The sequence below is a fragment of the Pseudomonas putida genome (genome assembly GCF_028682635.1).
Classification (GTDB): Bacteria; Pseudomonadota; Gammaproteobacteria; order Pseudomonadales; family Pseudomonadaceae; genus Aquipseudomonas; species Aquipseudomonas putida_AE.
Map to the genome: position 1 here is coordinate 355340 of NZ_JANHLK010000002.1, position 23493 is coordinate 378832.

The following is a 23493-nucleotide window of genomic DNA, read 5'->3' on the forward strand; positions in this document are numbered from 1 at the left end:
AGCAAGAAATCACAAAAACCTAATGAATACCTAAGCTTACGACTAGATTACATGACGTGTTTTTCAGGTGTGGGGATGTGGCTCGCGCCCAACACCGCCGGTAGCAGCCCGGCGCGCAGATCCGTTCCACTGGGCTGCTGGTAAAGGCTCAAGCCAAATTCCGGCAACACCGCCAGCAGGTAATCGAAAATATCCCCCTGGATCCGCTCGTAATCGGCCCACGCGGTGGTGCGGGTAAAACAGTAGATCTCCAGTGGAATACCCTGGGCCGTGGTCTGCATCTGCCGGACCATGCAGGTCATGTTGGGCTGGATCTCCGGATGACTCTTCAGATACGCCAGTGCATAGGCGCGAAAAGTGCCGATATTGGTCATGCGGCGGCGGTTGGCTGACATCGCTGCGACATTGCCCTGGGCTTCGTTCCAGGCCTTGAGTTCGGCCTGCTTGCGGCTGATGTAGTCCGTGAGCAGATGAACCTGGGACAGCTTCAGCTCCTCGTCATCGCGGATGAACCGCACGCCACTGGCGTCGATGAACAGGCTGCGCTTGATCCGCCGGCCACCGGACTGCTGCATGCCGCGCCAGTTCTTGAAGGACTCGGACATCAGGCGCCAGGTCGGGATCGAGACAATGGTCTTGTCGAAATTCTGCACCTTGACCGTGTGCAGGGTGATGTCCACCACGTCGCCGTCGGCACCGACCTGGGGCATCTCGATCCAGTCGCCGACCCGCAGCATGTCGTTGCTGGTCAGCTGCACGCTGGCGACGAACGACAGCAGGGTGTCCTTGTAGACCAACAGGATCACCGCCGACATCGCTCCCAGGCCCGACAGCAGCAACAGCGGCGAACGGTCGATCAAGGTGGCGACGATGATGATCGCGCCGAATACGTACAAGACCATTTTCGCCAGTTGCACGTAGCCCTTGATCGAGCGGGTGCGGGCGTGTTCAGTGCGGGCGTAGATGTCCAGCAGGGCATTCAGCAAGGCGGAGACGGACAGCAGCAGGAACAGGATGGTGAACGCCAGCGCCACGTTGCCGAGGAACAGCATCGCGGTTTTACTCAGCTCCGGCACCAGGTGCAGGCCGAACTGGATCACCAGCGACGGAATTATCTGCGCCAGACGCTGAAACACCTTGTTGTGCCGCAAGTCGTTGATCCAGTGCAGCGCGGGCTGGCGGCCCAGTATTTTGCTGGCGTGCAGGATCAGGTAGCGCGCCACTCGTCCGAGGACCAGCGCAATGAGCAACAACACCACGAGTGCCAGGGCGGCGTGCACGATCGGATGCTGGTCGAGGGCACCCCAGAGGTCTTGGGCATTGAGCCAGAGCTGTTTGATATCCATGGGCAAAAAACGATTCTTCTGTGGGACGCGATGGGCGATTAGAGCATTTAAGACGCTTTGTATTACCGTCGGTGACAATTCGAGCAACAAAAAAACCACTGTTTACCGCCATTTGTATAAAGAAACTCGGCCTGAGCGCTCGAAACCGGTACCCTATGCAGCTGTTTTTTTGCATTTCTTCGAGGTAGCACCCGTGTTTTCCGAATTCGCCTTGCACGAACGCCTGCTCAAAGCCGTGGCCGAGCTGAAATTTGTCGAGCCAACGCCTGTGCAAGCAGCGGCTATTCCGCTGGCGCTCCAAGGTCGTGACCTGCGGGTGACAGCGCAAACCGGTAGCGGCAAGACCGCTGCATTCGTTTTGCCGATCCTCAACCGCTTGATCGGCCCGGCCAAGATCCGCGTCAGCATCAAGACCCTGATCCTGCTGCCGACCCGCGAGCTGGCCCAGCAAACCCTGAAGGAAGTTGAACGCTTCGCGCAGTTCACCTTCATCAAGTCCGGCCTGATCACCGGCGGCGAAGACTTCAAGGTCCAGGCTGCCATGCTGCGCAAGGTGCCGGACATCCTGATCGGTACCCCGGGCCGGATGATCGAGCAACTGAATGCCGGCAACCTCGACCTCAAGGAAGTCGAAGTGCTGGTGCTCGACGAAGCCGACCGCATGCTCGACATGGGTTTCGCCGAAGACGTACAGCGCCTGGTGGACGAGTGCACCAACCGCCAGCAGACCATGCTGTTCTCCGCCACCACGGGCGGTTCCGGCCTGCGCGAGATGATCGCCAAGGTCCTGAACAACCCTGAGCACCTGCAGCTCAACGCGGTCAGCCAGCTGAACGAAACCACCCGCCAGCAAATCATCACCGCTGACCACAACCAGCACAAAGAACAGATCGTCAACTGGCTGCTGGCCAACGAGACCTACCAGAAGGCCATCGTCTTCACCAACACCCGGGCCATGGCCGATCGCATCTACGGTCGCCTGGTGGCCCAGGAATACAAGGCGTTCGTGCTGCACGGCGAGAAAGACCAGAAGGATCGCAAGCTGGCGATCGACCGTCTGAAGCAGGGCGGGGTAAAAATCCTGGTCGCTACCGACGTCGCCGCTCGCGGCCTGGACGTGGACGGCCTGGACCTGGTGATCAACTTCGACATGCCGCGCAGTGGTGACGAATACGTGCACCGCATTGGCCGTACCGGTCGTGCCGGCAACGATGGCCTGGCCATCTCGCTGATCTGCCACGGCGACTGGAACCTGATGTCGAGCATCGAGCGCTACCTCAAGCAGAGCTTCGAGCGCCGCACCATCAAGGAAGTCAAAGGCACCTACGGCGGGCCGAAAAAGGTCAAGGCCTCCGGCAAGGCCGTTGGCGTGAAGAAGAAAAAGACCGACGCCAAGGGCGACAAGAAAAAAGTCGCCGCCAAGACCCCGACCAAACGCAAGAGCGTCAACCGCCCGAAGAGCGACTCTCTGGTGAGCAAGGACGGCATGGCCCCGCTCAAGCGCCGCAAGCCGGAAGCGCCGGCCGCTGAATAAGGCCCCGTAAAAATCAAAAGATCGCAGCCTGCGGCAGCTCCTACACGGGACCACCTGTAGGAGCTGCCGAAGGCTGCGATCTTTGATCTTGTCTTTTAGCTCTCGGCTTTCTTCTCTGCCGTCCCGAGCTCCTTCAATCGCTGATCAATCAACTGGCACTTGTCCGGCAAATCCTTGGAGGCCGTTCCAAGGTCCATCTTCTGCAGCTCGTCGTTGATTTCCTTGGCCTTGGCCGGGTTCTGTTCGGTGAGCCTGGTGACTTCCTTGGCCAGCTGCTCGCGCTTGAGGGTGGCCTCCTCGGGTGTGCAGGCCCAGACGGGCAGGGCGCAGGCGAGGGTGGTGGCGAGGGTGAGTTTCAGCAGGATCTTCATCTGTCGGGCCTCAGTTCCGGTTAAGGCGGTTAACCGGTTGAGGGCTGGAACAGGGAAAAAGTTCACCCTCATCCGCCATGGCAGCAGCTCTTGGGCGCCTGATCCTCATACCGGTCATGGTGCCGCACCCAATCCATGATTTCGTCTTCATTGCGCCCCTTGGGCGTCAGGTCCAGGTAGTTGTAGGTACCGACCAGCAGATCCAGGCCCCGTGCATACGTCGAGTAAGTATGGAAAATCTCGCCGGCCTCATTGCGATAAAACACGCTGAGACCGGGAAGTTCTTCTTCGCTGCCATCGGTTTTTTCGTAGTTGTAGGTGGCCTTGCCGGCGGCGACGTCTTCGGGGCGAGCCGTCACACCGAAGTCATAATTGAAATCGCAGCCTTCGGACGACACCCAGTCGAATGTCCAGCCCATGCGCCGTTTGAACGCCTGGAACTCGGCGAACGGTGCATGGGAGACCGCCACCACTGCGACGTCGTGGTGCGCCAGGTGCTGGTTGGCGCCGTCGATGTGGTCGGACAGGAACGAGCAACCCGGGCAGCCCTCATCCCAGCCTTCAGCGAACATGAAATGGTAAATGACCAACTGGCTGCGGCCACCAAACAGATCGGCGAGTTTCAGTTCGCCGTCGGGACCCTGGAAGTGGTAGTCCTTGTCGATTTTTACCCAGGGCAGGGCGCGGCGCTCGGCGCTGAGTCTGTCGCGTTCCCTGGTGAAGGCCTTTTCGTGGGCCAGATGTTGCTTGCGGGCGGCGAGCCAGTCTTCCCGGGACACGACCGGGTGATTCTGAATGTTCATCGGGCTTTCTCCTGCGTGAGGCGGGGAGGTGACTTACACAGCCTAGTCGTTTGACTTGCCGGTAATTCGACATGCCGCCGGTCGGTAGCGCTAAAAAGGTGGGCTGAACGGCTACCCCGCACTCGTGTCACAACCTATGAAGGCCCTCTCTCACGGGTACCGGAGGTTGAAACGGGATGACGACTTATAACTGGGATTTGATTGAACGCTTGCTGCACGAAGTCCAGAACGGTGCGAGCAGCTTCACGCCACGGCCCTACGCCGAGCAGTACGCCGCAGAAAAAGCATCGGAAGGCGAGCAGACGGAAAACCTGGATCACTTGAAGGCAGTGGCCGGCGAGTACGAAAAGCTGCTGCTGGAGCGAGGTTATATCGAACCTCGGCCGGAAGAGCAGGGTGGCACCGGTTCGAATTACATTCTGACGATCCGGGGTTCGAGGTTGTTGAGCCTGATCGACAGCAGTATTCCGGGCAATGACCATCCGCGGCAGGTTCTCGATGATCAGGAAGATGCGCTGGACGAACTGACGTTCGATGAAGTGGCTTCGAAGGCGCAGATTGCCTGAATAAAAAGATCGCAGCCTGCGGCAGCTCCTACATGGATCGAGTGATTCTGTAGCTGCCGCAGGCTGCGATCTTTTGATCTTTCAACCCTGCTTAACCGCTTTCAGGCACTTCAAATCACTGAAATCCTTCCTCACGCCCTCGATTTTCGTCAGCAAGCGTTGACGTTGTTGTGGCGTACTTTCCGCCATCAAATCCACAAACAGCGCCCGCGCCTGGGCTTCGGTCTTGGCAAAAGCCTCGCGGTAAGCCGGTGTCCACAAGCTCTCGCGATTGACCAGAAGCGTCTCGATCCGCTGTGGGAATTGTGCGGTATGGCGCTGCGCCACGGCGGCACTGAATTGTTTCTGCCAGTGGATGCGGTTGGCGATCCATTGCGTATTCTGGTCGCCCAAGGCATTCGACCAGGCCATGACCCGCTGGTGTTGAGAGGCGTTGAGCGGTCCAAGCCATTCATTCAGGCGTTTTTCCATGCGCGCGCCACGCTGCTTGATCTGCTGCTCCAACGACGGTTTCAGGTATTGCTCCTGGCGCTTGCGCTGGTCCTTGGCGAAGGCCTCGTTCATTTCCGCGACCTGATTGTCATCCAGGCCCTGCAGCAATTCGATGGCCGATGGTGTGATTTCCCGGGCCGTCTCGGCAATCGCCGCTTCGGCTTCCGCGGTGCGCGCCTGCAGTGCGGCATCGGTCACCTGATTGGTCTCGATCATTGACTGCAAGCGGTCCAGCCAGTCGAGATACCCCGGCATTTGCGTGGTGCAATGCCAATCCAGGTGTTCCTTCAGGCGTTCGCTCAGCCAGTTCTTTTGCTCACCGTTCATGTCCAGGTAGTCGCTGAGCGTCCAGGGAATGATCACGTCGAGGTTGCGATAAGCCAGGCCCATGCGGCTGCACGCGCCGAGGGCAAGGGTGAACATGAGCACAAAGGCGATGTTTTTGATCCAGCAAGACATGGGCGAATCCTTGCGAAAGCCTGGCTTCTGCAACTGTTTTTCATCTGAACGCAGAATCAACCCGGCAGTTCAGCCCGTCAGTAGAACGCGCGTTCGGCCTTGAGGGTGAGAAGCGCGTCGCACTGGCTATTTTGCCCGGTATAGGCTGAACAATAGCTGCCGCTGAGGCTGGAGTCGCTGTAGATCAGGTCGAGGTCGATGCCCATGAACGGTCGGGACAGTTTTACCGACCAGTCGGTGAAGCTGCCGACGTAACCGCCGTCTACCGCGACCGGCGTGTTCAGCTGATGGGTGGTGTATTTCATGCTCACCCCGATGCCGAACGGCTGGTTGCCGCGCAGGTCGGCAAACAGGGTGCTGTTCTGTTTGTCCGGGTCGTTGCTCAATGCTGCACCGAATCGGCTGCCCAGCAGGGTCAGGCCACCGAACACTTCCTGGCTGTCGAGGGTATCGACTTCGGGGTAGCTGTAATGGATGACGCCCACTTCGTAGCCAAGGACCTGGTCGAAGGGTTGCTTGAAGCCGGCGTAAGAGTCGATCTCGAGGTTTTTTCCCGGGCTGATGCCCATGCTCGGCGACCATTGGCCAAAGTAGAAGCCGCTGTCATGGGTCAGGTCCAGGCCGCCATGAAACGAGCCGACGGCCGATGGCTTGACGAGGCCCTGGGCCATGCTGCGGCTGGGGCTGGTTCCGAGCTTGAGGTCGAAATCCCCCAGCTCGCGCTGAAAGATTTGCCCATGCACCGCCGGACACGCCAGCAGGCCGGCAAGCAGCAAGGATAAACAAGAAGGTATGCGCATGCGTCACTCCATGAACAGCGAGCGCAAGCTTGGGCCTGCTGAAACGCTTGATCCAGACGCGTGCAAGGATACCGACGAATGACAGGCAGCGTGGCCCGTTCGTCGATTTCTACAAGATTGGAGGTTTTGCAGCGGGGGTGTAGCGGGGTTCCAGTCCAAGCGCTTCGAAGCTCAAAGCGCTTAGGGACCAGGTGCAGCGCAGGGTATTACTTCTTGCCGAGCGTGATCTGCTTGGACGGGCCGAATGTCTGGCCGCTGACACCTTTGGCAATTTGCTGGATTTCACCACCGGATTTGAGAAACGCAGCGATCTGGCTGTTGATCGACTCGCTGGTTTCGACGGCTGGAGCTGGCTTTGCTTTGCTGTTGGATGCTTTTACACGCATGGCGGCCATTAACCTGTAGAAAATTAACTTGGCCAGGCATCGTACAGGATTGACTGCCTATTTGCTTGGTAAATATCCGCTGGAGGACATTGGGTGGTGGTGCGACAAAATGCAAGTTGTTATTTGCGATATTGCCCTAAGCCGCTGTTTTAACTAAGAACCTGGCTTGGAAAACAGCGTTCCATCCAGCGTGGGCGGCAGGGAAACTGACGGATCAGTCAGACGAGCGGCCGGTCGAGCAGGGCAAAACCGAGAAAAATTAAGGCTTTGCGGGGAATTTCTGGCTCCACCGGGCTGACCGCCGAACCTGACCGCTAAAACCGGGTAGAATGGCGCCACGCAATGAGGGTATTGGACATGGCTTTAGTCGGGCGTTACAACAGTTTGCAAGTAGTTAAACACACTAACTTCGGTTTATATCTGGACGGTGGCGCGGATGGCGAAATCCTGTTGCCGAATCGTTATATTCCAAAGGATATTCCCAGCGAAGATGAAGACTGGCTCAACGTTTTTGTTTATCTGGATAGCGATGACAAACTTATCGCAACTACTGAAAAGCCGAAAGTTCAAGTCGGTGAATTCGCCAGCTTGAAAGTTGTTGAAGTCAACAGCATTGGCGTGTTCCTGGATTGGGGGCTGCCCAAAGACCTGTTGCTGCCGTACTCGGAAGAAAAGCGCCAGATGCAGGCCGGTGAATACGCCGTGGTGCATGTCTACCTCGACAAGCACACCCGCCGCATAACCGCGACGGCGCGTCTGGACCGGTACCTGGACAAGACGCCCGCCAACTACACCCCGGGGCAGGAAGTTGACCTGCTGGTGGCCGAAGCGACCGACATGGGCTTCAAGGCGATCATCAACAACAAGCACTGGGGCCTGATTCACAAGAACGAAATCTTCAAGTTCATGCGCGCCGGCAAAGAAGAGAAGGGCTTCATCAAGGAAGTTCGCAGCGACGGCAAGATCAGCCTGAGCCTGCAACCGGTGGGCGTCGAAGCGGCCAGCAGCCTGAACTCGAAGATCCTCGCCAAGTTGCGCGAGAACAACGGTAGCCTGGCCGTCAGCGACAAGAGCGATCCGACCCTGATCAGCAGCATGTTCGGCGTCAGCAAGGGCAACTTCAAGAAGGCCATTGGTGCGTTGTACAAGAACGGCCAGATTGTCATTCATGCCGATCGTATTGAACTGAGCTGACCGTCCAATGTTCCGTGTTGCCGAGGTAGAACGGTGAGCGCCACCCGGCGCAGCGCCGATGGATTTGCCCTGCAAGTGATGGTGGGGTTGTGCCTGGTCTGGGGTATTCAGCAGGTGATGATCAAATGGGCGGCGCCCGATATTGCGCCGGTCATGCAGGCAGCCGGACGTTCGGGCCTGTCCGCGCTGCTTGTGGGGTTGTTGATCTGCTGGAAGGGCGGCTGGGATCAGGTGGGCGCCACCTGGCGCGGCGGGCTGTTGGCCGGGGCCCTGTTTGGCCTGGAGTTCCTGTTCATTTCCGAAGGCCTGCAGCTGACCACGGCGGCGCACATGTCGGTGTTCCTCTACACCGCACCGATTTTCACCGCGCTTGGCGTGCACTGGTTGTTGCCCAGCGAGCGTTTGCGCCCCGTGCAATGGCTGGGCATTTTCCTCGCCTTCGTCGGGATCGGCATTGCCTTTGCCGGTGGAGTGTCCTGGGATAACCTCGATCGCCGCATGTTGCTCGGCGATGCGCTGGGCGTCCTGGCAGGAGCTTGCTGGGGGGCGACCACCGTGGTGGTGCGTGCATCGCGCCTGTCTGAGGCGCCGGTGACCCTGACCCTGTTTTACCAACTGATCGTCGGTTTCGTCGGCCTGTTGCTGATTGCGCTGCTCAGTGGCCAGATCACCCACGTCAACCTGACCCGCGTGGCGGTGGCCAGCGTGCTGTTCCAGGGCATCGTGGTGTCGTTCTTCAGCTACCTGGTCTGGTTCTGGCTGCTGCGCCGTTACCTGGCGGCCAACCTGGCGGTGTTTTCCTTCATGACGCCCTTGTTCGGCGTGACGTTCGGGGTTGTCCTGCTGGGGGAGGCGCTGAGCCTCAATTTCGTCATCGGTGCCGTGCTGGTGCTGCTGGGGATAACCTTTGTCAGCGCCGAACAGTGGGTGCGTCGCCGTTTGCGCAGGGCGCTCGGGCAGTCTTGAGTATGCCGGTCGTCATCTGCAACGCGCCTGGCTGAACGCTTGTCGTCGGATTGTGATCCATTCAGTAACAGATCGTTGCTATGTTTGGCGAGCATTGCTCGGCACTTCGGACTATTATCAGTGCGAAGCGACTACAGAATTCCGGTCGCCCGGCACTACCCTGAAGGGGGCATCATGAAAGAGAAAATCCAAAACTGGCTGCACGACCTGGGTGTTGCGCTCGGTTTGATTGAACCGCCTCTGCAACCTGTGCCTATTCGTACCGACGACGAACAACGCCGTCGCCAGCAGCGTCGCCGGTAAACGCGACGCCGTTTTGCAGCAGCAGCCAAAGGCTGCTGCTCGATAAGCAATGAGTGCTTCCAGGGAGATCGGCCAGGTCAACGCCGTCCGATCTCCATCAAGAACCGGCTCAAGTCGTTCGCCGTCCTGGCGGTCTTGAGCATCCGGTTTTCCTCGACGGTGAACGCCGTCAAGCCGAGTTCGTCTTCCAGATGGAAGATCAGGTCTTCGGTATCCGCTTTGTCCAACCCCAACGACTTCAGGCGTGCGAGCGTTGCCACTGGTCAATCATGTGGCGCAGGTGCTCCCCGGAAAAACTGCCGAAATGCCCGCCATGCACCGTACGGATCGGCAGGGCGCGCAAGCGCTGCAGACTGTGTGCGTAGTCGTCGAGGTTGGAGTGGTAGGCGTCTTCGATCAACGGCCCGTCGTAGATGATGTCGCCGCTGAACAGGGTCTCGGTGGCCGCTTCGTACAGGCTGATGCCGCCCGGCGAGTGCCCCGGCGTGTGCAGCACTTGCAGCACCCGGTTGCCCAGGTCCAGTACATCGCCTTCCTCGATGGTCCCGGTGGCCGGTGCGGCCTTGACCCGATATTCGGCGTAGCACAATGGGCAATCGGGGTGCGCTTCGAACATGTCGTCGCCGACGAAAGCCTTGCTCAAGTCATTTTCGCCGTCCGGTGCGGCCAGGATGTCCGCCTCCGCTGGATGCACCAGGCGCTCGACGAATTCGTGGTGCCCGGCAATGTGGTCGAAATGGCAGTGACTGGCCACCGCCACCAGCGGCCGCTCGGTGATCCACGGCAGTTGTTCGCGCAGGCTGACCAGTCCCGAGCCGCTGTCGAGCAGCAGGTCTTTGTCGCGGCCTTGGATGTGCCAGAGGTTGCAGCGATAGAAGGGGCGAATCCAGGGTTCGTGAATCAGGCGGATGCCGTCACTGAGCTGTTTGACTTCGAACCACTGATCGCGGCTGACGATCTTCATGGGGCAGTTTCCTTCAGGCGAAAAAAAACGAGTGTGGCAACCGACGCCACACTCGTCGAAGAAAGCATCAAGTCGTTATGTTCAGCTTAGGCGGCGCTGGCCAGTGTCATCGGGCGACGAGACAGCAGGCTGACCACCACGAAGCTCACCAGGCCTACGCCGAGGCTGTAGTAGATCGGCGTGTTGGCATCCAGGCCGTCCTTGAACATGAACACCAGCGCGGTAGCGAAGCCCAGGCCCATGCTGGCGATGGCGCCGGCGGTGGTGGCGCGTTTCCAGAAGATCGCACCGATCAGCGGCACCAGCATGCCGCCCACCAATAGGTTGTAGGCCAGGGTCAGGGCGCTGATCACGTCGTTCACCACCAGGGCGATACCCAGCACCACAATGCCGGTGAGCATGGTGACCAGGCGGTTCAGGCCCAGGCTCGACTGTTTACCGCCGCGCAGTTTTGGCAGCAGGTCTTCGGTCAGGGTGGTGGCGGCGGCGAGCAGGCCGGCGCTGGCGGTGGACATCATGGCAGCCAGTGCTGCAGCGATCACCAGGCCACGGATACCGTCCGGCAGGGACAGCTTCACGATGGCGGCGAAAGCGTTGTTGACGTTGTCCAGGTCCGGGATCAGTACGTGAGCGGCCATGCCGATCAGGGCACAGGCCAGGCCGTAGATGATGCAATAGATACCGGCAGCGGTACCGGCAACCTGGGCGACTTTGGCGGTCTTGACGGTGAACACCCGTTGCCAGATGTCCTGACCGATCAGGATGCCGAAGAAGTAGATCATGAAGTAGGTGATGATGGTGTCCCAGCCGATGGTGGTGAAGCTGAAGCTTGCCGCCGGCAGTTTCAACACCAGCTCATCCCAACCACCTACACGGTACATGCAGATTGGCAGGAGGATGAACATCAGGCCGACGGTCTTGATGACGAACTGGACGATGTCGGTCAGGGTCAGCGACCACATGCCGCCAATGGCCGAATAGATCACCACGACGCCACCGCCGAGCAGTACCGAGACCCAGAATGGCAGGCCGAACAGCACTTGCAGCACGGTGCCGATGGCCAGGATCGAGGTCACGCCGATCATCAGCGCGTACGCCAGCATGATCACCGCGCTCGCGGAGCGGGCCATCGGGTTGTAGCGTTTTTCCAGGACCTGGGTAACGGTGTAGATCTTCAGCTTGAGCAATGGCTTGGCGAGGAACAGGTTCAGCGCCACGATCCCGCAACCCAGGGCCGCGCACAGCCAGAAACCGGAGATGCCATGCACGTAGCCCAGGCGCACAGTGCCCACGGTGGACGCACCGCCCAGGACGGTGGCGGCCATGGTGCCCATGTACAGGCTCGGACCGAGGTTGCGACCGGCGACCAAAAAGTCTTCGTTGGTCTTGGCCTTGCGCATGCCGTAATAGCCGAGTATCAGCATCGCAGCGGCGTAGATGAGTACGACGAATAAATCCAAAGCCATGATGGCGTGTCTCCGATTGTCTTTTTTATGTGAGGCTGAAAATCAATCCCCTGTGGGAGCGGGCTTGCTCGCGAAGGCGGCGGCACATTCAAAATTAATGTGATTGACCGATCGCTTTCGCGAGCAAGCCCGCTCCCACAGGGGTAATGCGTTTACTCAGGCGACCTGTCGCATCGCCGGTTTAACGAGCGGGTCCGTGCTCTTGCTGCGTGGATCATTCGGGCCGAACACCGCGCGGGGTTCCGGGAACAGGCTCAGCAGCGCCAGGTACACCAGCGAAGCCAGGCCCAGGGTGACCGGCAGGCTGACGTCGATACCGCCGGCCAATTCGCCCAGTGGTCCGACGAACTGCCCCGGCAGGTTCACGAAGCACAAGCCGACGGCCGCGCTCGGGATCCAGGCGCCCAGGCCACGCCAGTTCCAGCCGTGGGTGAACCAGTAGCGGCCACCTTTCTCGCCGCGGGTGAACACTTGCAGGTCATCCGGGCAGTAGAAGCCGCGACGCACCAACAGGCCGATGATCATGATCACCATCCATGGGGTGGTGCAGGTGATGATCAGCACGGCGAAGGTCGACACGCTCTGCACCAGGTTCGCCGCGAAGCGTCCGATGAAGATGAAGGCAATCGACATCACCCCGATCAGCAGCGTTGCCTTGACCCGCGACAGTACCCGTGGGAACACGCTGGACATGTCCAGCCCGGTGCCATAGAGCGAGGTGGTGCCGGTGGACATGCCGCCGATCACCGCAATCAGGCACACCGGCAGGAAGAACCAGCTCGGCGAAACCGCCAGCAGGCCGCCCACATAATTGTTGGCCGCGATGTAGTCCGGTGCCTTGATCGCTACGATGGTGGCGGTGGTCAGGCCGAACAGGAACGGGATGAAGGTCGCGATCTGCGAAATCACCACCGCCGCCATGATCCGGCGCTTGGAGGTTTCACGCGGAATGTAGCGCGACCAGTCGCCGAGGAACGCACCGAACGAGATCGGGTTGCTCATGGCCACCAGTGCGGCGCCGATGAAGGCCGCCCAGAAACCCGGTTGCCCCATGTTCACAGTGCCGGCGTAGTTCGCATCGAAAGGCCCTGCAAACGCGAAGACGCCCAGCAGGAACAGCAGGCTGGCGCTCCACACCGCGATCTTGTTGACCCACAGCAGGAAACGGAAGCCGTAGATGCACACGGTCAGCACCAGGATCGCGAACAGACCGTAGGCCAGGCCCAGGGTCAAGTCGGTTTCCGGCAGGCCGATCAGGCGTTTGGCGCCACCGATCAGCGCATCCCCCGAACTCCACACCGAGAGCGAGAAGAAGGCGATGGCGGTCAACAGCGACAGGAACGAACCGACGATCCGCCCGTGCACGCCGAAGTGTGCACCGGAAGACACGGCGTTGTTGGTGCCGTTGATCGGACCGAACAGGCCCATCGGCGCGAGGATCAGCGAACCCAGCAACACGCCCAGCACGATCGCCAGCACGCCCGCCTGGAAAGACAGGCCGAACAGTACCGGGAAGCTGCCGAGCACGGCGGTGGCAAAGGTGTTGGAACCCCCGAAGATCATCCGGAACAGGTCCGTGGGGCCGGCGGTGCGTTCGTTGTCCGGGATCTGTTCGACCCCGTGGGTTTCAATCTGCGTAAGGCTTTGGTCGTTGTTGTTGTTATTCATGATCTGCTCCGATCATAAAGGCGCGCTCATCGTGTGTGAGCGTCACCTGTTTGGCTAAGGGGTTGGCAGCCCTTCCGGCATCGCGGACAAATGTTCGTGGCAGGCCAGCCATAGGCCTTGTTGTTCTTGGCCAGACGCTTGTTTCTTGAAAACAATCGTCTCGCGCTCCTGGCTGAAGTGTTGCTCCCCTTGCATGCGCAGCTCGGTGGCCACGTCATGGATGAAAATCGCCACGTCACCCTGCAGGCTGACGAAGGCGTTGCTCGAGGTGCACGAAAGCACCTCGAAGCCGTCCTCGGCACGCCAGCTGTCCCACAACGCCTGGTAGGCATCGCGCGACAGCAGCGGCTGTTCGAGGGTGTAGAAGACGAAGCTGGCGTCGGCACTGAACGCGCCGAAGTAGGCTTCGCGATCGTTACGGGCGAAGGCGGACACCAGGTCGGCGGCCGCTTTCAAGACCTGATCACGTTCGTTCATAACCGACCCTCAGCGATGGACCACGCCAGGCAGTACGCAGAGCATTTCGTACAGCAGGTTGGCGGCCAGCAGCGAGGTGTTACCGGTGGTGTCGTAAGCGGGCGAGACTTCTACCAGATCGCAACCGATCAGGTCCAGGCCTTGGCAGCCGCGAACGATCTCGATGGCCTGAATGGTCGTCAGACCACCGATTTCCGGGGTGCCGGTACCCGGTGCCCAGGCCGGATCGATACCGTCGATGTCGAAGCTCAGGTACACCGGACCGCCGCCGACCTTCTCGCGTACTTCGGCCATCAGTGGCGCCAGGGATTTGTGCCAGCACTCTTCGGCCTGGACCACACGGAAGCCCTGGTTGCGGCTCCAGTTGAAGTCGTCAGCGGTGTAGCCCTGGGCGCGCAGGCCGATCTGGACCACACGGTCCGGGTCGATCAGGCCTTCTTCGACGGCGCGACGGAAGGTGGTGCCGTGGGCGATTTTCTCGCCGAACATGTGATCGTTGACATCGGCGTGGGCGTCGATGTGCACCAGGCCGACCTTGCCGTGCTTTTTATGGATGGCACGCAGGATCGGCAGAGTGATGGTGTGGTCGCCGCCCAGGGTCAGGGGGATCACATCGTGTTCGAGGATGTTGTCGTAGGATTCTTCGATGATCCGCACGGCATCCAGCAGGTTGAAGGTGTTGATCGCCACGTCGCCGATATCGGCAACCGACAGCGAGTCGAACGGTGCAGCGCCGGTGGCCATGTTGTACGGGCGGATCATCACCGATTCGGCGCGGATTTCGCGAGGTCCGAAACGAGTGCCAGGGCGCAGGGAGGTACCGATGTCCAGCGGCACGCCGACAAAAGCAGCGTCCAGACCTGCAGCGGTGGGTACATGGGGGAGTCGCATCATGGTGGCGATGCCGCCGAAGCGCGGCATTTCGTTGCCGCCCAGTGGTTGGTGAAGAATCTTGTCCACGGGTAGGGCCTCATCGTCGTTGTTTTATTTATTGGGTTTCGCCGTTCGCGGAAGGCACGGGCGAACCTTGTGGCGGCGATTCTGCGAAATGTAGTGGCCGGGAAGAATCGCTACGGGCAAATACTTAGTTCAGATTTTTCTAAACTAATGGCGGGAGCGGCGATAGACTTCCCGGCTTGAGAGATGTGTTGTCTGGGCGGGCTGATCGCCAGCAAGCCGGCTCCTACAGATTTGCGTTACGTCGGACCTGATCGCTGAACCTGTAGGAGCCGGCTTGCTGGCGATCGGTTGCGCAGCAACCGCCCATCCGACAACGCGGACTCACCTGAACAGGTTACGGAGCCCCCATGGCCAACGCTTTACCCGACCTCAAACTTTTGCGCATTTTCGTCAGCGTGGTGCGCCATCAGGGCTTCGCCAACGCCCAGCAAGAGCTCAACCTCTCGACGTCGGCCATCAGCACCTACATGAGCCAGCTCGAATCCGCCCTGGGCCTGGTCCTGTGCCATCGCGGCCGTGGCGGGTTCAGCCTGACCAGCAAGGGTGAACTGTTTCATCAGGAAACCCTGCGCCTGTTAGCCGAGCTTGAAGGTTTCGAACAATATGCCGCCGCGCTCAAGGGCGAATTGCGCGGCACCCTGAACCTGGGGGTGATCGACTCCACGGTCAGCGACAAGGCCCTGCCGTTCGCCGAAGCCATCGGCGCCTACAGCCAGGAGCACCCGGCGGTGCACTTGCACCTGTCGGTGATGAGCCCCTATGAACTGCAACTGGGTGTGCAGGACAACCGCCTGGACCTGGCCATCGGCGCGTTTTCCACGCGCATGAGCGGCCTGGTGTACATGCCGCTGTACCGCGAACAGCACTGGTTGTATTGCAGCACCCGGCATCCGCTGTTCAATGAGCGGCGCATCCCCGAGCAAGTCATCACCCAGCAACGCATGGTCGGTCGCGGCTACTGGAGCCAGGCCGAACTGGCCCGTCATGGTTTCAAGCACAGCGCCGCAACCGTGGAGAGTATGGAGGCGCAGCTGATTCTGGTGCTGTCCGGCGCCTACATCGGTTACCTGCCGGAACACTACGCCCAGGCCTGGGCCGACAAGGGCGACCTGCGCGTGCTGTTGCCGGCCACCTTCGGTTACCAGGCGCCGTTCTCGATGATCGTGCGCCGGGGCCGCAGCCGCGAGCCGCTGATCCAGACCTTTCGCGATCTGCTCAAAGCACAACTCAACCAGGCGTGAAGAAGATGCCGAGAATTCAATGTCCCCGCTGCCTGCGCCCGCAAAGCCATTGCCTGTGCCCGCTGATCCCCAGCCTCGACAGCCGCACCCGGGTGTTGCTGTTGCAACACCCCAGCGAAGTGAACCATGCCCTGAACACCGCGCGGTTGGCGGCGCTTGGGTTGAAGAATGCCGAGTTGATCGTCGGTGAGGTGTTCGAGGATCTACCGACGTTGTTGAACCAGCCGGGCTATCGGGCGCGGTTGCTGTTTCCCGGGGACGACGCGCAGCCGATGCAGGCCTATGCCGCCACCGATGAGCCGCTGTTGCTGGTGGTACCGGATGGTACCTGGCGCAAGGCGCGCAAGATGCTGCATCTGAATCCGTTGCTGGCAGCGTTGCCGAGGGTGACGCTGGCGGAGGGCGGGGTGTCCCGTTATCGCTTGCGCAAGGCACCGGGGCCTGGGGCGTTGTCGACGGTGGAGGCGATTGTGCAGGCGTTGGAAACCCTGGAAGCGCCAACCCGCTTTGCGCCGTTGCTCAGACCGTTCGAGGCGTTGATCGAGGGGCAGATTGCGGCGATGGGGGAGGAGGTTTTTCAGCGTAATCATGCTGACAGGTAAGGGTTGATTGTGCCGGCCTCATCGCGAGCAGGCTCGCTCCCACATTTGACCGAGTTCCTTCAGGACAAACGCGATCAAGGGTGGGAGCTAGCCTGCTAGCGATGACGGTATAACAGCCACCAAAAAAATCCAGCCAGACTACCGCTCTCGCATCGCCTCGGTCCGCGCTTTCAACACCGGTTTCAGCAGATAATCCAACACCGTCTTCTCCCCGGTAATGATATCCACCGTCGCCACCATCCCCGGAATGATCAGCAACGGTTTCACGTCCCCACCCAAGTGGTTTTTGTCGGTGCGCACCTGGATCAGGTAGAAACTGTTGCCCTTGTCGTCGGTGATGGTGTCGGCGCCGATCAGCTCCAGCTTGGCACTCAAGCCGCCATAGATCGTGTAGTCATAGGCACTGAACTTGACCATGGCTTTCTGGCCCGGATGCAGGAACGCCACGTCCTGTGGCCGGACTTTGGCCTCGATCAGCAGGTTGTCTTCCAGCGGCACGATTTCCACCATGTCACTGCCCGGCTGGACCACGCCGCCGATGGTGTTGACCTTCAGCATCTTGATGATGCCCTTGACCGGCGAGAGCACCGTGGTACGGGTCACGCGGTCGTCGATGGCAATGCTCGAGGCTGTGATTTTCGACAGGTCGGTGCGTTTCTCGTTCAGCTCTTTGGCCGCCTCCGAGCGGAATGTCTGTTCGGATTCATCAATCTTGCTGCGGATCTCGGCAATCGCCGATTCCGCCCGGGGAATGGCCAGGGTGGTGGCGTTCAGCGAACCACGGATTTCCACCGCGCTGCGCTTGAGCCGCAGGATCTCCACCGGCGACACGGCGCCGGTCTTGACCAGGGGCTCGGACATGGCCATTTCCTGGTTGACCAGCGCCAGGCTGGAGCCGTATTGCCCGGCTTTGGAGCGAAATTCCGCCAGTTCCTGGGTTTTTTGCCGCAGTTGTTCGGTCAGGGTGCGTTGTTCGCTGGCCAGTCGACGTTGCCGCTGTTCGTACAGCGAGCGTTCGTCTTCGGCCACTTGCGGCGCCTTGGCAATCACTTCTTCCGACAGCTTGAAGGGCCGGCCTTCGGCTTCGGCCGACAGGCGTTCGACCTGCGCGGTCAGTGCGTAGCGATCGACCTCGCTTTCGCCCTTGTTCGACAGGTAGCGCGTGTCATCCAGGCGCAGCAAGGTGTCGCCCTTGTTCACCATCTGCCCTTCACGCACGAAGATCTCGGTGACGATGCCGCCCTCGAGGTTCTGGATCACCTGGACCTTGCTCGACGGAATCGCCTTGCCTTCGCCCATGGTGACTTCCTGCAGCACCGCGAACCTGGCCCAGGCCAACGCGCTGATCAGCAACGCGGCGGCCAGCCACACGGTAATCCGCGACCAGCGTGGGGAATCCTGCAACGCGGCGCCGGCCGTTTCCGGCATGAACTCGGCTTCGGCACTCTTGCTGAAGCTGTCGAAGTAGCCACGTGCTTTCGAAGAATCCGATGAAGCGGACATAGGCAACTCCTAGACGGCCGCAGAGCCGACACGGCCCTTGCGCAGTGCATCGATGACCGCTTCTTTCGGGCCGTCGGCGACGATCCGCCCGTTGTCCAGCACGACCAGGCGATCGACCAGGCTGAGCATCGAGGTGCGATGGGTCACCAGCAGCAGGGTCTTGCCCTGGACCCAGGTGTGGAGTTTTTGCCGCAGGGCGTCTTCGCTGCTGTTGTCCATCGCACTGGTGGGTTCGTCGAGCAGCATGATCGGCGGGTCGAGCAGCAACGCCCGGGCCAGCAACACGGCCTGGCGTTGACCACCGGAGAGCAATTGCCCGCGCTCGCCGACAGGACGGTCGAAGCCTTGCGGGTGTTGCCGGGCCAGTTCGGTGACGCCGGTCAGTTCGGCCACTTCGAGCATGCGCGCGTCACTGATGTAGCGCGCCCCCAGGGTCAGGTTGTCGCGCAGGCTGCCGGCCAGCAGCGGCAGGTCATGGGCGACGTAGCCGATCTGATGGCGCAGGTCCGCGACGTCCAGTTGCCGCAGGTCCAGGCCATCGAGCAGCAATTGGCCCTGGGCCGGTTCGTAGAAGCCCATCACCAGGCGCGCCAGGGTGCTTTTGCCCGAGCCGCTGCGACCGATGATGCCGATCCGTTCGCCGGGTTTCACGCTGAAGCTGACATTGGCTAGCGCCGGGGCATTCTGGCCGTTGTAGTGGAAGGTCGCGCCGACCACATCCAGCGCGCCTTGCAGTTGCGTGCGTTCCAGCGGCCTTTGATTGGCATCGCGTTCTTGCGGCAGGGACATCAGTGCGTCGGTGCTTTTCATGGTCAGTTGCGCTTGCTGGTAGCGCGTGATCAGGCCGGCGATCTGTCCCAGTGGTGCCAGTACCCGGCTGCCGAGCATGTAGGTCGCCACCAGTGCGCCGACGCTGAGGTTACCGGCGATGATGCTGTAGACCCCGGCGACGATGGTCGCCATGCCGGAAAACTGCTGGATGAACAGCGTGCCATTGGTGGCCAGTGCCGAGAGGTTGCGCGCATGGCTGTCGAGGCGGGTGAGGGCGCCGTGGGTGCTTTCCCATTTGTGCTGGCGCTCGCTTTCGGCGCTGCAGGCCTTGAGGGTTTCCAGGCCGCCGAGGGTTTCGATCAGCAGGGCCTGGCGTTCGGCGCCCAGGCTCAGGCTTTTCTGCACGGTGTCGCGCAAGCGCGCCTGGATGATCATGGCGAAAATGATCGTGATCGGAAACGCCAGGACCGGAATCACCACCAGCCAGCCGCCCAGCAGGCCGATCACCACCAGCATCAGCAGGGCAAAGGGCAGGTCGATCAGGCTGGTGAGGGTCACGGCGGTGAGAAACTCGCGCAGCCCCTGGAAGTCGTGAATGCTCTGGGCAAAGCCACCGATGGTCACAGGCTTGGCCTTCATCGCCATGCCGGTGATGCGTTCGAACAGGGTCGCCGAGAGAATCACGTCGGTCTTTCTGCCGGCGGTGTCCAGCAAGTGCGCGCGCACCACCCGCAGCACCAGTTCGAAACCGGTACCGATCAGCAGGCCGATGGACAGCACCCACAGGGTCGAGGTGGCCTGGTTCGGCACCACGCGGTCGTAGGTCTGCATCACGAACAGCGGCACCATCAGGCCCAGCAGGTTGATCAGGAAGCTCGCCAGGATCGCGTCGCTGTACAGCCATTTCGACAGCTTCAACGTGTCGCGAAACCAGGCCTCTACCCGCGGCACCAGGGGGGAACGGAGGTCTTCGAGTTCATGCCGGGGCCGGGCGAACAGCGCCTGGCCACTGTAGTGTTCGGCAAGCTCTTGTGTGGTGGTCCATTGCTCGCCGCCATCGGCTTCGCTGGGCAGGACCAGGACCCGGCCATCCTCGCCAAAGCGGCGCAGCACGGTGGTGCGGCCGTTGTTGAGCAACAGCAGCACCGGCAGGTTGAGCGCGCTGATGTCTTTCAGGTCGCGGCGCAGCAGGCGTGCCTGCAATCCCGCCCGGGCCGCTGCGCGGGGCAGCAGGTCCAGGCTCAGGCGTTGGTGTGCCATTGGGAGCCCGGCACTGAGGCTGGCGCGACTGACCGTCGCGCCGTGGAGTTTGCAGAGGATCAACAGACCGTCCAGAAGCGGGTCATCGAAGCTCAGGCGTGGATCGACACCGGTGTTGGCGGTTTCCATGCTGGTCACATTGATCGCTCCCGTTGCGCTACGGCATCTGGCATGGGTATCTGCACATCCCCCTGTTCACATCTCCTTGTGTTCATCTGAGTTCAGGCAGGCGAGCTTCGCTTTTCACTTCCGCCTGGGCGACGGCGTCGGCCGGCAGCACCACGTGTTGCTTGCTCAGCAACTGGCCCATGTTCGCCAGCACGCGGTACATCGAATACTCCTCGGTGTAGCGGACCTCGGTGTAGCGGCGGTTGGCGTTGTACAGCTCGTTTTCGCTGTCCAGCAGGTCGAGCAGGGTACGTTGGCCGAGGCCGAACTGATCCTGATACGCCACGCGCACGCGTCGGCTGGTCTCGGCGTACTCGCGGGCGGTCGGCGTTTGTTTCTTGGCGTTGACCATGGCGTTCCAGGCCAGGTTGATGTTTTCGTTGAGCTGGCGCAGGGCGTTGTTGCGGATGTCCATCGCCTGATTGATCTTGTGGGCATCGGACTGCAGGCGCGCCTTGTCGCTGCCGCCGCGGAACAGGTTGTAGTTCATCACCACGCCGACCCGCCATTCGTTGTCATGGCCTTCTTCGCCGGCGATGTTGTTGTTCGCGCCCACCGCGGCTTCGGCGTCGAAGCGTGGGTAGAACGGCGATTTGGCGACTTCGTACTGGCTCTCGGCCGATTGCACGTCGGCCTGGGCGGATTTCAGGTAGGGGTTGTTGTCGACCATGCTTTGCTGGGCATCGGTCAGCGAGGCTGGCACTTCACCACGGATCGACGGCGGTGCTTCGAGTTCATCGGGCAGGCGCCCGACTACGGCGGCGAAGTTCGACTCGGCGTCGGCCAGATCGACTTCGGCGGTGTCGAGGTTGTTTTCCGCCAGGGCTCGACGGGCGCTGGACTGGTCGGCGTCGGCGTTGCTGCCGACCCCGCGCTCGGTGCGCAGGCCGATCTGATCGTTGACGCGCAAGTGCGCTTGCAGGTTGTTCTTGGCCAATGTCACCAGCTCGCGGCGCTTGAGCACTTCGAGGTAGACCTCGGTGGTGCGCAGGGCCAGGTCCTGGGCGGTGCCCTGGGCGTAATACGCCCGGGAGTTGACGACGCCCTTGGTCCGCTCGACTTCGTTGGCGGTGTTGAACCCGTCGAAGAGCATCTGCCGCAGACGCAGTTCAGACTGGGTGTAGTTGAGGATTTCGGTGTGGTGATTGCCCAGCGCCCGGGTGTTGGTGTTGTCGCTGTACCCGCGCCCGTACGCGGCATTCAGGTCCACCGATGGATAAAAACCGCCCTTGGCGACTTTAACATCTTCATCAGCCGACAGACGGCTGTCCACCCGCGATGCCAGCTCCGGGTGGGTCGCGATAGTGCTCTGGATCGCTTCGGTCAGTGACATGGCATGCGCTTGGGAACTGCAGGCAATTGCCAGCAAAACCGCGCTGCAGAGGGGGTTTAAAAGGCGCATGGTCCATCTCCCTGAATCCTAGTGGTACTTTATGCGTCGCCAATTATTTGACGACATTTATAGGTCAAACCGTTTCATGCTTGTAACAAGAGAGCTAAGAACATTTTCAGGCGGACCTAAGAAGTTTTTCTCATAAGACTTATGCCAAAAAAAACTTATGTACTCTGCCAAATCCAGCACATTGTTCACTGCGAAAGCCCTTGATTTATGTGCCTTATGGCGCTCATCACGGCTTGAGGAAAGTTCAAGTCCACTTATCGACAAAGAGCGGAGAAGTGCTGGAGGGGAGGGGTGCGAGGCAGACTGGGGTGACGGTTTTTTGTCGCCAAGGTGATTCAGGACTGTTACGCAATGCTGGCGGATGACGTTATTTTCGACAGGTAGCCCAATGCCATTGATTGCAAAGGGGTTATCCGGTTCGCGAACAGCGGCGGCAATTCGCCAGGCAACCTGCTTGAGCCCATGTGCATGTTCTCCGCATTCAGACAGGGTGCCGACAAAGCGTTGGCAGCGGAGGGAATGCACATGGCTACGCTCATCGGTATCGTCAGCAAGGTTGTCGGTCAGGTCTTCGCGGTGGCGGGTGACGGCGCCCGTCGAGTGCTGGTCGAGGGGGACCGGTTGTTTGCCGGCGATCAACTGGTGACCGGGGCCGAAGGCGCGGTGGCGGTGCATCTGCAAAACGGCCAGGAATTGACGCTGGGCCGTGGCAGTAGCCTGCAGATGACTGACCAGTTGCTGGCGCAAACTTCGCCCCATGTGGATACCGCTGAAGCGACGACCCCGAGCCAGGCGCAGTTGACCGATGTCGAGCAACTGCAAAAAGCCATTGCCGCCGGTGACGACCCGACCCAGACCGCTGAAGCCACGGCGGCCGGCCCGGGTTCGACCGGACCTGCTGGGGGCGCACTGGGCGGGGGCCACAGTTTTGTCATGCTTGAGGAAGTGGGGGGACATGTCGATCCGACCATCGGTTTCCCAACCGCCGGGTTCAACGGTATTCCGGAGTTTCCGCGGGAGCGGCACGACGGCGATCGCAACCCTGAGGATGGCGCCTCTGCACCGCTGATTACGCCGCCAGTCATTACACCGCCTGTGGTGGTAGTACCACCCTTGGTAACACCACCTGAAGTCACGCCGCCGGTAGTCACACCACCGGAAGTCATACCCCCTGTCGTCACCCCGCCCGAGAACAATCCGGTCAGCCTCACCGGGCTGTCGGTGGCGGGCGGTGAACTGACCGTCAAGGAAGCCAACCTGGCCGAAGGTTCGGCGAGCAATCCCGACGCGCTGACCCAGAGCGGCACCTTCACCGTCACGGCACCTGACGGCCTGACCAGCCTGAGCATCGGCGGGATCAGCGTGATCAGCGCTGGCGTGGCCAACGGTTTTCCGCAATCGATCACCACGCCGCTGGGCAGCACCCTGACCATCACCGGCTACAACCCGACCACGGGCGTGGTGAGTTACAGCTACACCCTCAACGGCAGCGAAAACCATTCGACCGGCGACGGCACCCAACTCAGCGAACATTTCACCGTGGTGGCCGGTGACAGCAACGGCGACACCGCCACCGGCACTCTGGACGTCAACATCACCGATGACCTGCCCAACGCGATCGATGACAACAATCTCAGCACCGCCTCGGAAACCCGACTCACCCTCGAAGGCAACGTCCTGGGCAACGACGTGCAAGGCGCCGACCGCGTAGCGACCGGCCCCAACAGTGGCCCAATCACCCCCGGCACCTTCGTCGGCACCTACGGCACCCTCGTGCTCAACGCCAACGGT

23 protein-coding genes and 1 pseudogene are annotated in these 23493 nt (G+C 60.8%); 8 read left to right on the forward strand and 16 right to left on the reverse strand.

Features of this window, described 5'->3' with window-relative positions; genetic code table 11:
- Nucleotides 1-47: 47 nt before the first annotated feature.
- Nucleotides 48-1346 carry a mechanosensitive ion channel family protein gene (locus NPS56_RS04100; RefSeq protein WP_274073580.1) on the reverse strand — a complete coding sequence of 433 codons (1299 nt, stop codon included), beginning with the start codon at nucleotides 1344-1346 and terminating at the stop codon, nucleotides 48-50.
- A 193-nt stretch (nucleotides 1347-1539) separates the two neighbouring features.
- Between NPS56_RS04100 and NPS56_RS04105 the strand changes: the two genes are divergently transcribed.
- Nucleotides 1540-2880 carry a DEAD/DEAH box helicase gene (locus NPS56_RS04105; RefSeq protein ID WP_046816823.1) on the forward strand — a complete coding sequence of 447 codons (1341 nt, stop codon included), beginning with the start codon at nucleotides 1540-1542 and terminating at the stop codon, nucleotides 2878-2880.
- Nucleotides 2881-2975: 95 nt separating this feature from the next.
- On the opposite strand, the gene NPS56_RS04110 is transcribed toward NPS56_RS04105, so the two are convergent.
- Nucleotides 2976-3251, reverse strand: coding sequence for a hypothetical protein (locus NPS56_RS04110; RefSeq protein WP_274073581.1), 276 nt, complete (start codon nucleotides 3249-3251; stop codon nucleotides 2976-2978).
- A 68-nt stretch (nucleotides 3252-3319) separates the two neighbouring features.
- Entirely contained in the window at nucleotides 3320-4054 is a 735-nt protein-coding gene (locus tag NPS56_RS04115; protein WP_274073582.1) for a DUF899 domain-containing protein, read from the reverse strand.
- Between the two features lie 176 nt (nucleotides 4055-4230).
- Here NPS56_RS04115 and NPS56_RS04120 point away from each other — a divergent pair, with 176 nt between their 5' ends.
- Entirely contained in the window at nucleotides 4231-4620 is a 390-nt protein-coding gene (locus NPS56_RS04120) for a transcriptional regulator (RefSeq protein WP_274073583.1), read from the forward strand.
- A gap of 81 nt (nucleotides 4621-4701) precedes the next feature.
- Here NPS56_RS04120 and NPS56_RS04125 read toward each other — a convergent pair whose 3' ends face one another.
- The 3 genes from NPS56_RS04125 to NPS56_RS04135 form a co-directional block, all read right to left on the reverse strand.
- The gene (locus NPS56_RS04125) at nucleotides 4702-5571 is read right to left on the reverse strand and encodes a DUF6279 family lipoprotein (RefSeq protein ID WP_274073584.1); all 870 of its coding nucleotides are present in this window, start codon (nucleotides 5569-5571) and stop codon (nucleotides 4702-4704) included.
- Between the two features lie 77 nt (nucleotides 5572-5648).
- Complete coding sequence (locus tag NPS56_RS04130) at nucleotides 5649-6371, reverse strand: TorF family putative porin (protein WP_274073585.1); 723 nt, start codon at nucleotides 6369-6371, stop codon at nucleotides 5649-5651.
- Between the two features lie 206 nt (nucleotides 6372-6577).
- The gene (locus tag NPS56_RS04135) at nucleotides 6578-6766 is read right to left on the reverse strand and encodes a hypothetical protein (protein ID WP_172668627.1); all 189 of its coding nucleotides are present in this window, start codon (nucleotides 6764-6766) and stop codon (nucleotides 6578-6580) included.
- A 348-nt stretch (nucleotides 6767-7114) separates the two neighbouring features.
- Here NPS56_RS04135 and NPS56_RS04140 point away from each other — a divergent pair, with 348 nt between their 5' ends.
- From NPS56_RS04140 to NPS56_RS04150, 3 genes are all read left to right on the forward strand, one after another.
- Entirely contained in the window at nucleotides 7115-7951 is an 837-nt protein-coding gene (locus NPS56_RS04140; protein ID WP_008060121.1) for a CvfB family protein, read from the forward strand.
- 33 nt (nucleotides 7952-7984) lie between these two features.
- Entirely contained in the window at nucleotides 7985-8917 is a 933-nt protein-coding gene (locus NPS56_RS04145; protein ID WP_274073586.1) for a DMT family transporter, read from the forward strand.
- Between the two features lie 174 nt (nucleotides 8918-9091).
- Nucleotides 9092-9220 carry a PA1414 family protein gene (locus NPS56_RS04150; protein WP_007914492.1) on the forward strand — a complete coding sequence of 43 codons (129 nt, stop codon included), beginning with the start codon at nucleotides 9092-9094 and terminating at the stop codon, nucleotides 9218-9220.
- A 77-nt stretch (nucleotides 9221-9297) separates the two neighbouring features.
- Here the strand turns inward: NPS56_RS04150 and NPS56_RS04155 are convergent.
- The 6 genes and pseudogenes from NPS56_RS04155 to speB all read right to left on the reverse strand — a co-directional run.
- Nucleotides 9298-9462: pseudogene (locus NPS56_RS04155) on the reverse strand (acyl carrier protein); the annotation flags it as partial.
- Nucleotides 9459-10184 carry an MBL fold metallo-hydrolase gene (locus NPS56_RS04160; RefSeq protein WP_274073587.1) on the reverse strand — a complete coding sequence of 242 codons (726 nt, stop codon included), beginning with the start codon at nucleotides 10182-10184 and terminating at the stop codon, nucleotides 9459-9461. The pseudogene NPS56_RS04155 and the gene NPS56_RS04160, both read right to left, overlap by 4 nt.
- Before the next feature lie 86 nt (nucleotides 10185-10270).
- Nucleotides 10271-11650, reverse strand: a complete 1380-nt coding sequence (locus tag NPS56_RS04165) for a sodium:solute symporter (RefSeq protein ID WP_274073588.1) — start codon at nucleotides 11648-11650, stop codon at nucleotides 10271-10273.
- A 156-nt stretch (nucleotides 11651-11806) separates the two neighbouring features.
- Nucleotides 11807-13318, reverse strand: a complete 1512-nt coding sequence (locus NPS56_RS04170) for a purine-cytosine permease family protein (RefSeq protein ID WP_274073589.1) — start codon at nucleotides 13316-13318, stop codon at nucleotides 11807-11809.
- Nucleotides 13319-13372: 54 nt separating this feature from the next.
- Complete coding sequence (locus NPS56_RS04175; protein WP_077047813.1) at nucleotides 13373-13795, reverse strand: YybH family protein; 423 nt, start codon at nucleotides 13793-13795, stop codon at nucleotides 13373-13375.
- A gap of 9 nt (nucleotides 13796-13804) precedes the next feature.
- Nucleotides 13805-14755, reverse strand: a complete 951-nt coding sequence (speB, locus tag NPS56_RS04180) for an agmatinase (protein ID WP_110752643.1) — start codon at nucleotides 14753-14755, stop codon at nucleotides 13805-13807.
- 347 nt (nucleotides 14756-15102) lie between these two features.
- Between speB and NPS56_RS04185 the strand changes: the two genes are divergently transcribed.
- Both NPS56_RS04185 and NPS56_RS04190 read left to right on the forward strand, forming a co-directional pair.
- Nucleotides 15103-15996 carry a LysR family transcriptional regulator gene (locus NPS56_RS04185; RefSeq protein ID WP_046816836.1) on the forward strand — a complete coding sequence of 298 codons (894 nt, stop codon included), beginning with the start codon at nucleotides 15103-15105 and terminating at the stop codon, nucleotides 15994-15996.
- Between the two features lie 5 nt (nucleotides 15997-16001).
- Entirely contained in the window at nucleotides 16002-16598 is a 597-nt protein-coding gene (locus NPS56_RS04190; protein WP_274073590.1) for a tRNA-uridine aminocarboxypropyltransferase, read from the forward strand.
- A gap of 138 nt (nucleotides 16599-16736) precedes the next feature.
- Here NPS56_RS04190 and NPS56_RS04195 read toward each other — a convergent pair whose 3' ends face one another.
- From NPS56_RS04195 to NPS56_RS04210, 4 genes are all read right to left on the reverse strand, one after another.
- Entirely contained in the window at nucleotides 16737-18101 is a 1365-nt protein-coding gene (locus NPS56_RS04195; RefSeq protein WP_274073591.1) for an HlyD family type I secretion periplasmic adaptor subunit, read from the reverse strand.
- 9 nt (nucleotides 18102-18110) lie between these two features.
- Entirely contained in the window at nucleotides 18111-20270 is a 2160-nt protein-coding gene (locus NPS56_RS04200) for a type I secretion system permease/ATPase (protein ID WP_274073592.1), read from the reverse strand.
- A gap of 73 nt (nucleotides 20271-20343) precedes the next feature.
- The gene (locus tag NPS56_RS04205; protein WP_274073593.1) at nucleotides 20344-21702 is read right to left on the reverse strand and encodes a TolC family outer membrane protein; all 1359 of its coding nucleotides are present in this window, start codon (nucleotides 21700-21702) and stop codon (nucleotides 20344-20346) included.
- A gap of 57 nt (nucleotides 21703-21759) precedes the next feature.
- Complete coding sequence (locus tag NPS56_RS04210) at nucleotides 21760-22227, reverse strand: hypothetical protein (RefSeq protein ID WP_274073594.1); 468 nt, start codon at nucleotides 22225-22227, stop codon at nucleotides 21760-21762.
- Here NPS56_RS04210 and NPS56_RS04215 point away from each other — a divergent pair.
- Nucleotides 22228-23493: retention module-containing protein (locus NPS56_RS04215; protein ID WP_274073595.1), on the forward strand; the 1266-nt coding region annotated here is incomplete at its 3' end.

Bases quoted from the DNA above. Each gene is read 5' to 3' on its own strand.
- NPS56_RS04100 (WP_274073580.1), bottom strand. From the start codon at position 1,346: ATGGATATCAAACAGCTCTGGCTCAATGCCCAAGACCTCTGGGGTGCC.
- NPS56_RS04110 (WP_274073581.1), bottom strand. From the start codon at position 3,251: ATGAAGATCCTGCTGAAACTCACCCTCGCCACCACCCTCGCCTGCGCC.
- NPS56_RS04115 (WP_274073582.1), bottom strand. From the start codon at position 4,054: ATGAACATTCAGAATCACCCGGTCGTGTCCCGGGAAGACTGGCTCGCC.
- NPS56_RS04120 (WP_274073583.1), top strand. From the start codon at position 4,231: ATGACGACTTATAACTGGGATTTGATTGAACGCTTGCTGCACGAAGTC.
- NPS56_RS04125 (WP_274073584.1), bottom strand. From the start codon at position 5,571: ATGTCTTGCTGGATCAAAAACATCGCCTTTGTGCTCATGTTCACCCTT.
- NPS56_RS04130 (WP_274073585.1), bottom strand. From the start codon at position 6,371: ATGCGCATACCTTCTTGTTTATCCTTGCTGCTTGCCGGCCTGCTGGCG.
- NPS56_RS04135 (WP_172668627.1), bottom strand. From the start codon at position 6,766: ATGGCCGCCATGCGTGTAAAAGCATCCAACAGCAAAGCAAAGCCAGCT.
- NPS56_RS04140 (WP_008060121.1), top strand. From the start codon at position 7,115: ATGGCTTTAGTCGGGCGTTACAACAGTTTGCAAGTAGTTAAACACACT.
- NPS56_RS04150 (WP_007914492.1), top strand. From the start codon at position 9,092: ATGAAAGAGAAAATCCAAAACTGGCTGCACGACCTGGGTGTTGCGCTC.
- NPS56_RS04160 (WP_274073587.1), bottom strand. From the start codon at position 10,184: ATGAAGATCGTCAGCCGCGATCAGTGGTTCGAAGTCAAACAGCTCAGT.
- NPS56_RS04165 (WP_274073588.1), bottom strand. From the start codon at position 11,650: ATGGCTTTGGATTTATTCGTCGTACTCATCTACGCCGCTGCGATGCTG.
- NPS56_RS04170 (WP_274073589.1), bottom strand. From the start codon at position 13,318: ATGAATAACAACAACAACGACCAAAGCCTTACGCAGATTGAAACCCAC.
- NPS56_RS04175 (WP_077047813.1), bottom strand. From the start codon at position 13,795: ATGAACGAACGTGATCAGGTCTTGAAAGCGGCCGCCGACCTGGTGTCC.
- NPS56_RS04185 (WP_046816836.1), top strand. From the start codon at position 15,103: ATGGCCAACGCTTTACCCGACCTCAAACTTTTGCGCATTTTCGTCAGC.
- NPS56_RS04190 (WP_274073590.1), top strand. From the start codon at position 16,002: ATGCCGAGAATTCAATGTCCCCGCTGCCTGCGCCCGCAAAGCCATTGC.
- NPS56_RS04195 (WP_274073591.1), bottom strand. From the start codon at position 18,101: ATGTCCGCTTCATCGGATTCTTCGAAAGCACGTGGCTACTTCGACAGC.
- NPS56_RS04205 (WP_274073593.1), bottom strand. From the start codon at position 21,702: ATGCGCCTTTTAAACCCCCTCTGCAGCGCGGTTTTGCTGGCAATTGCC.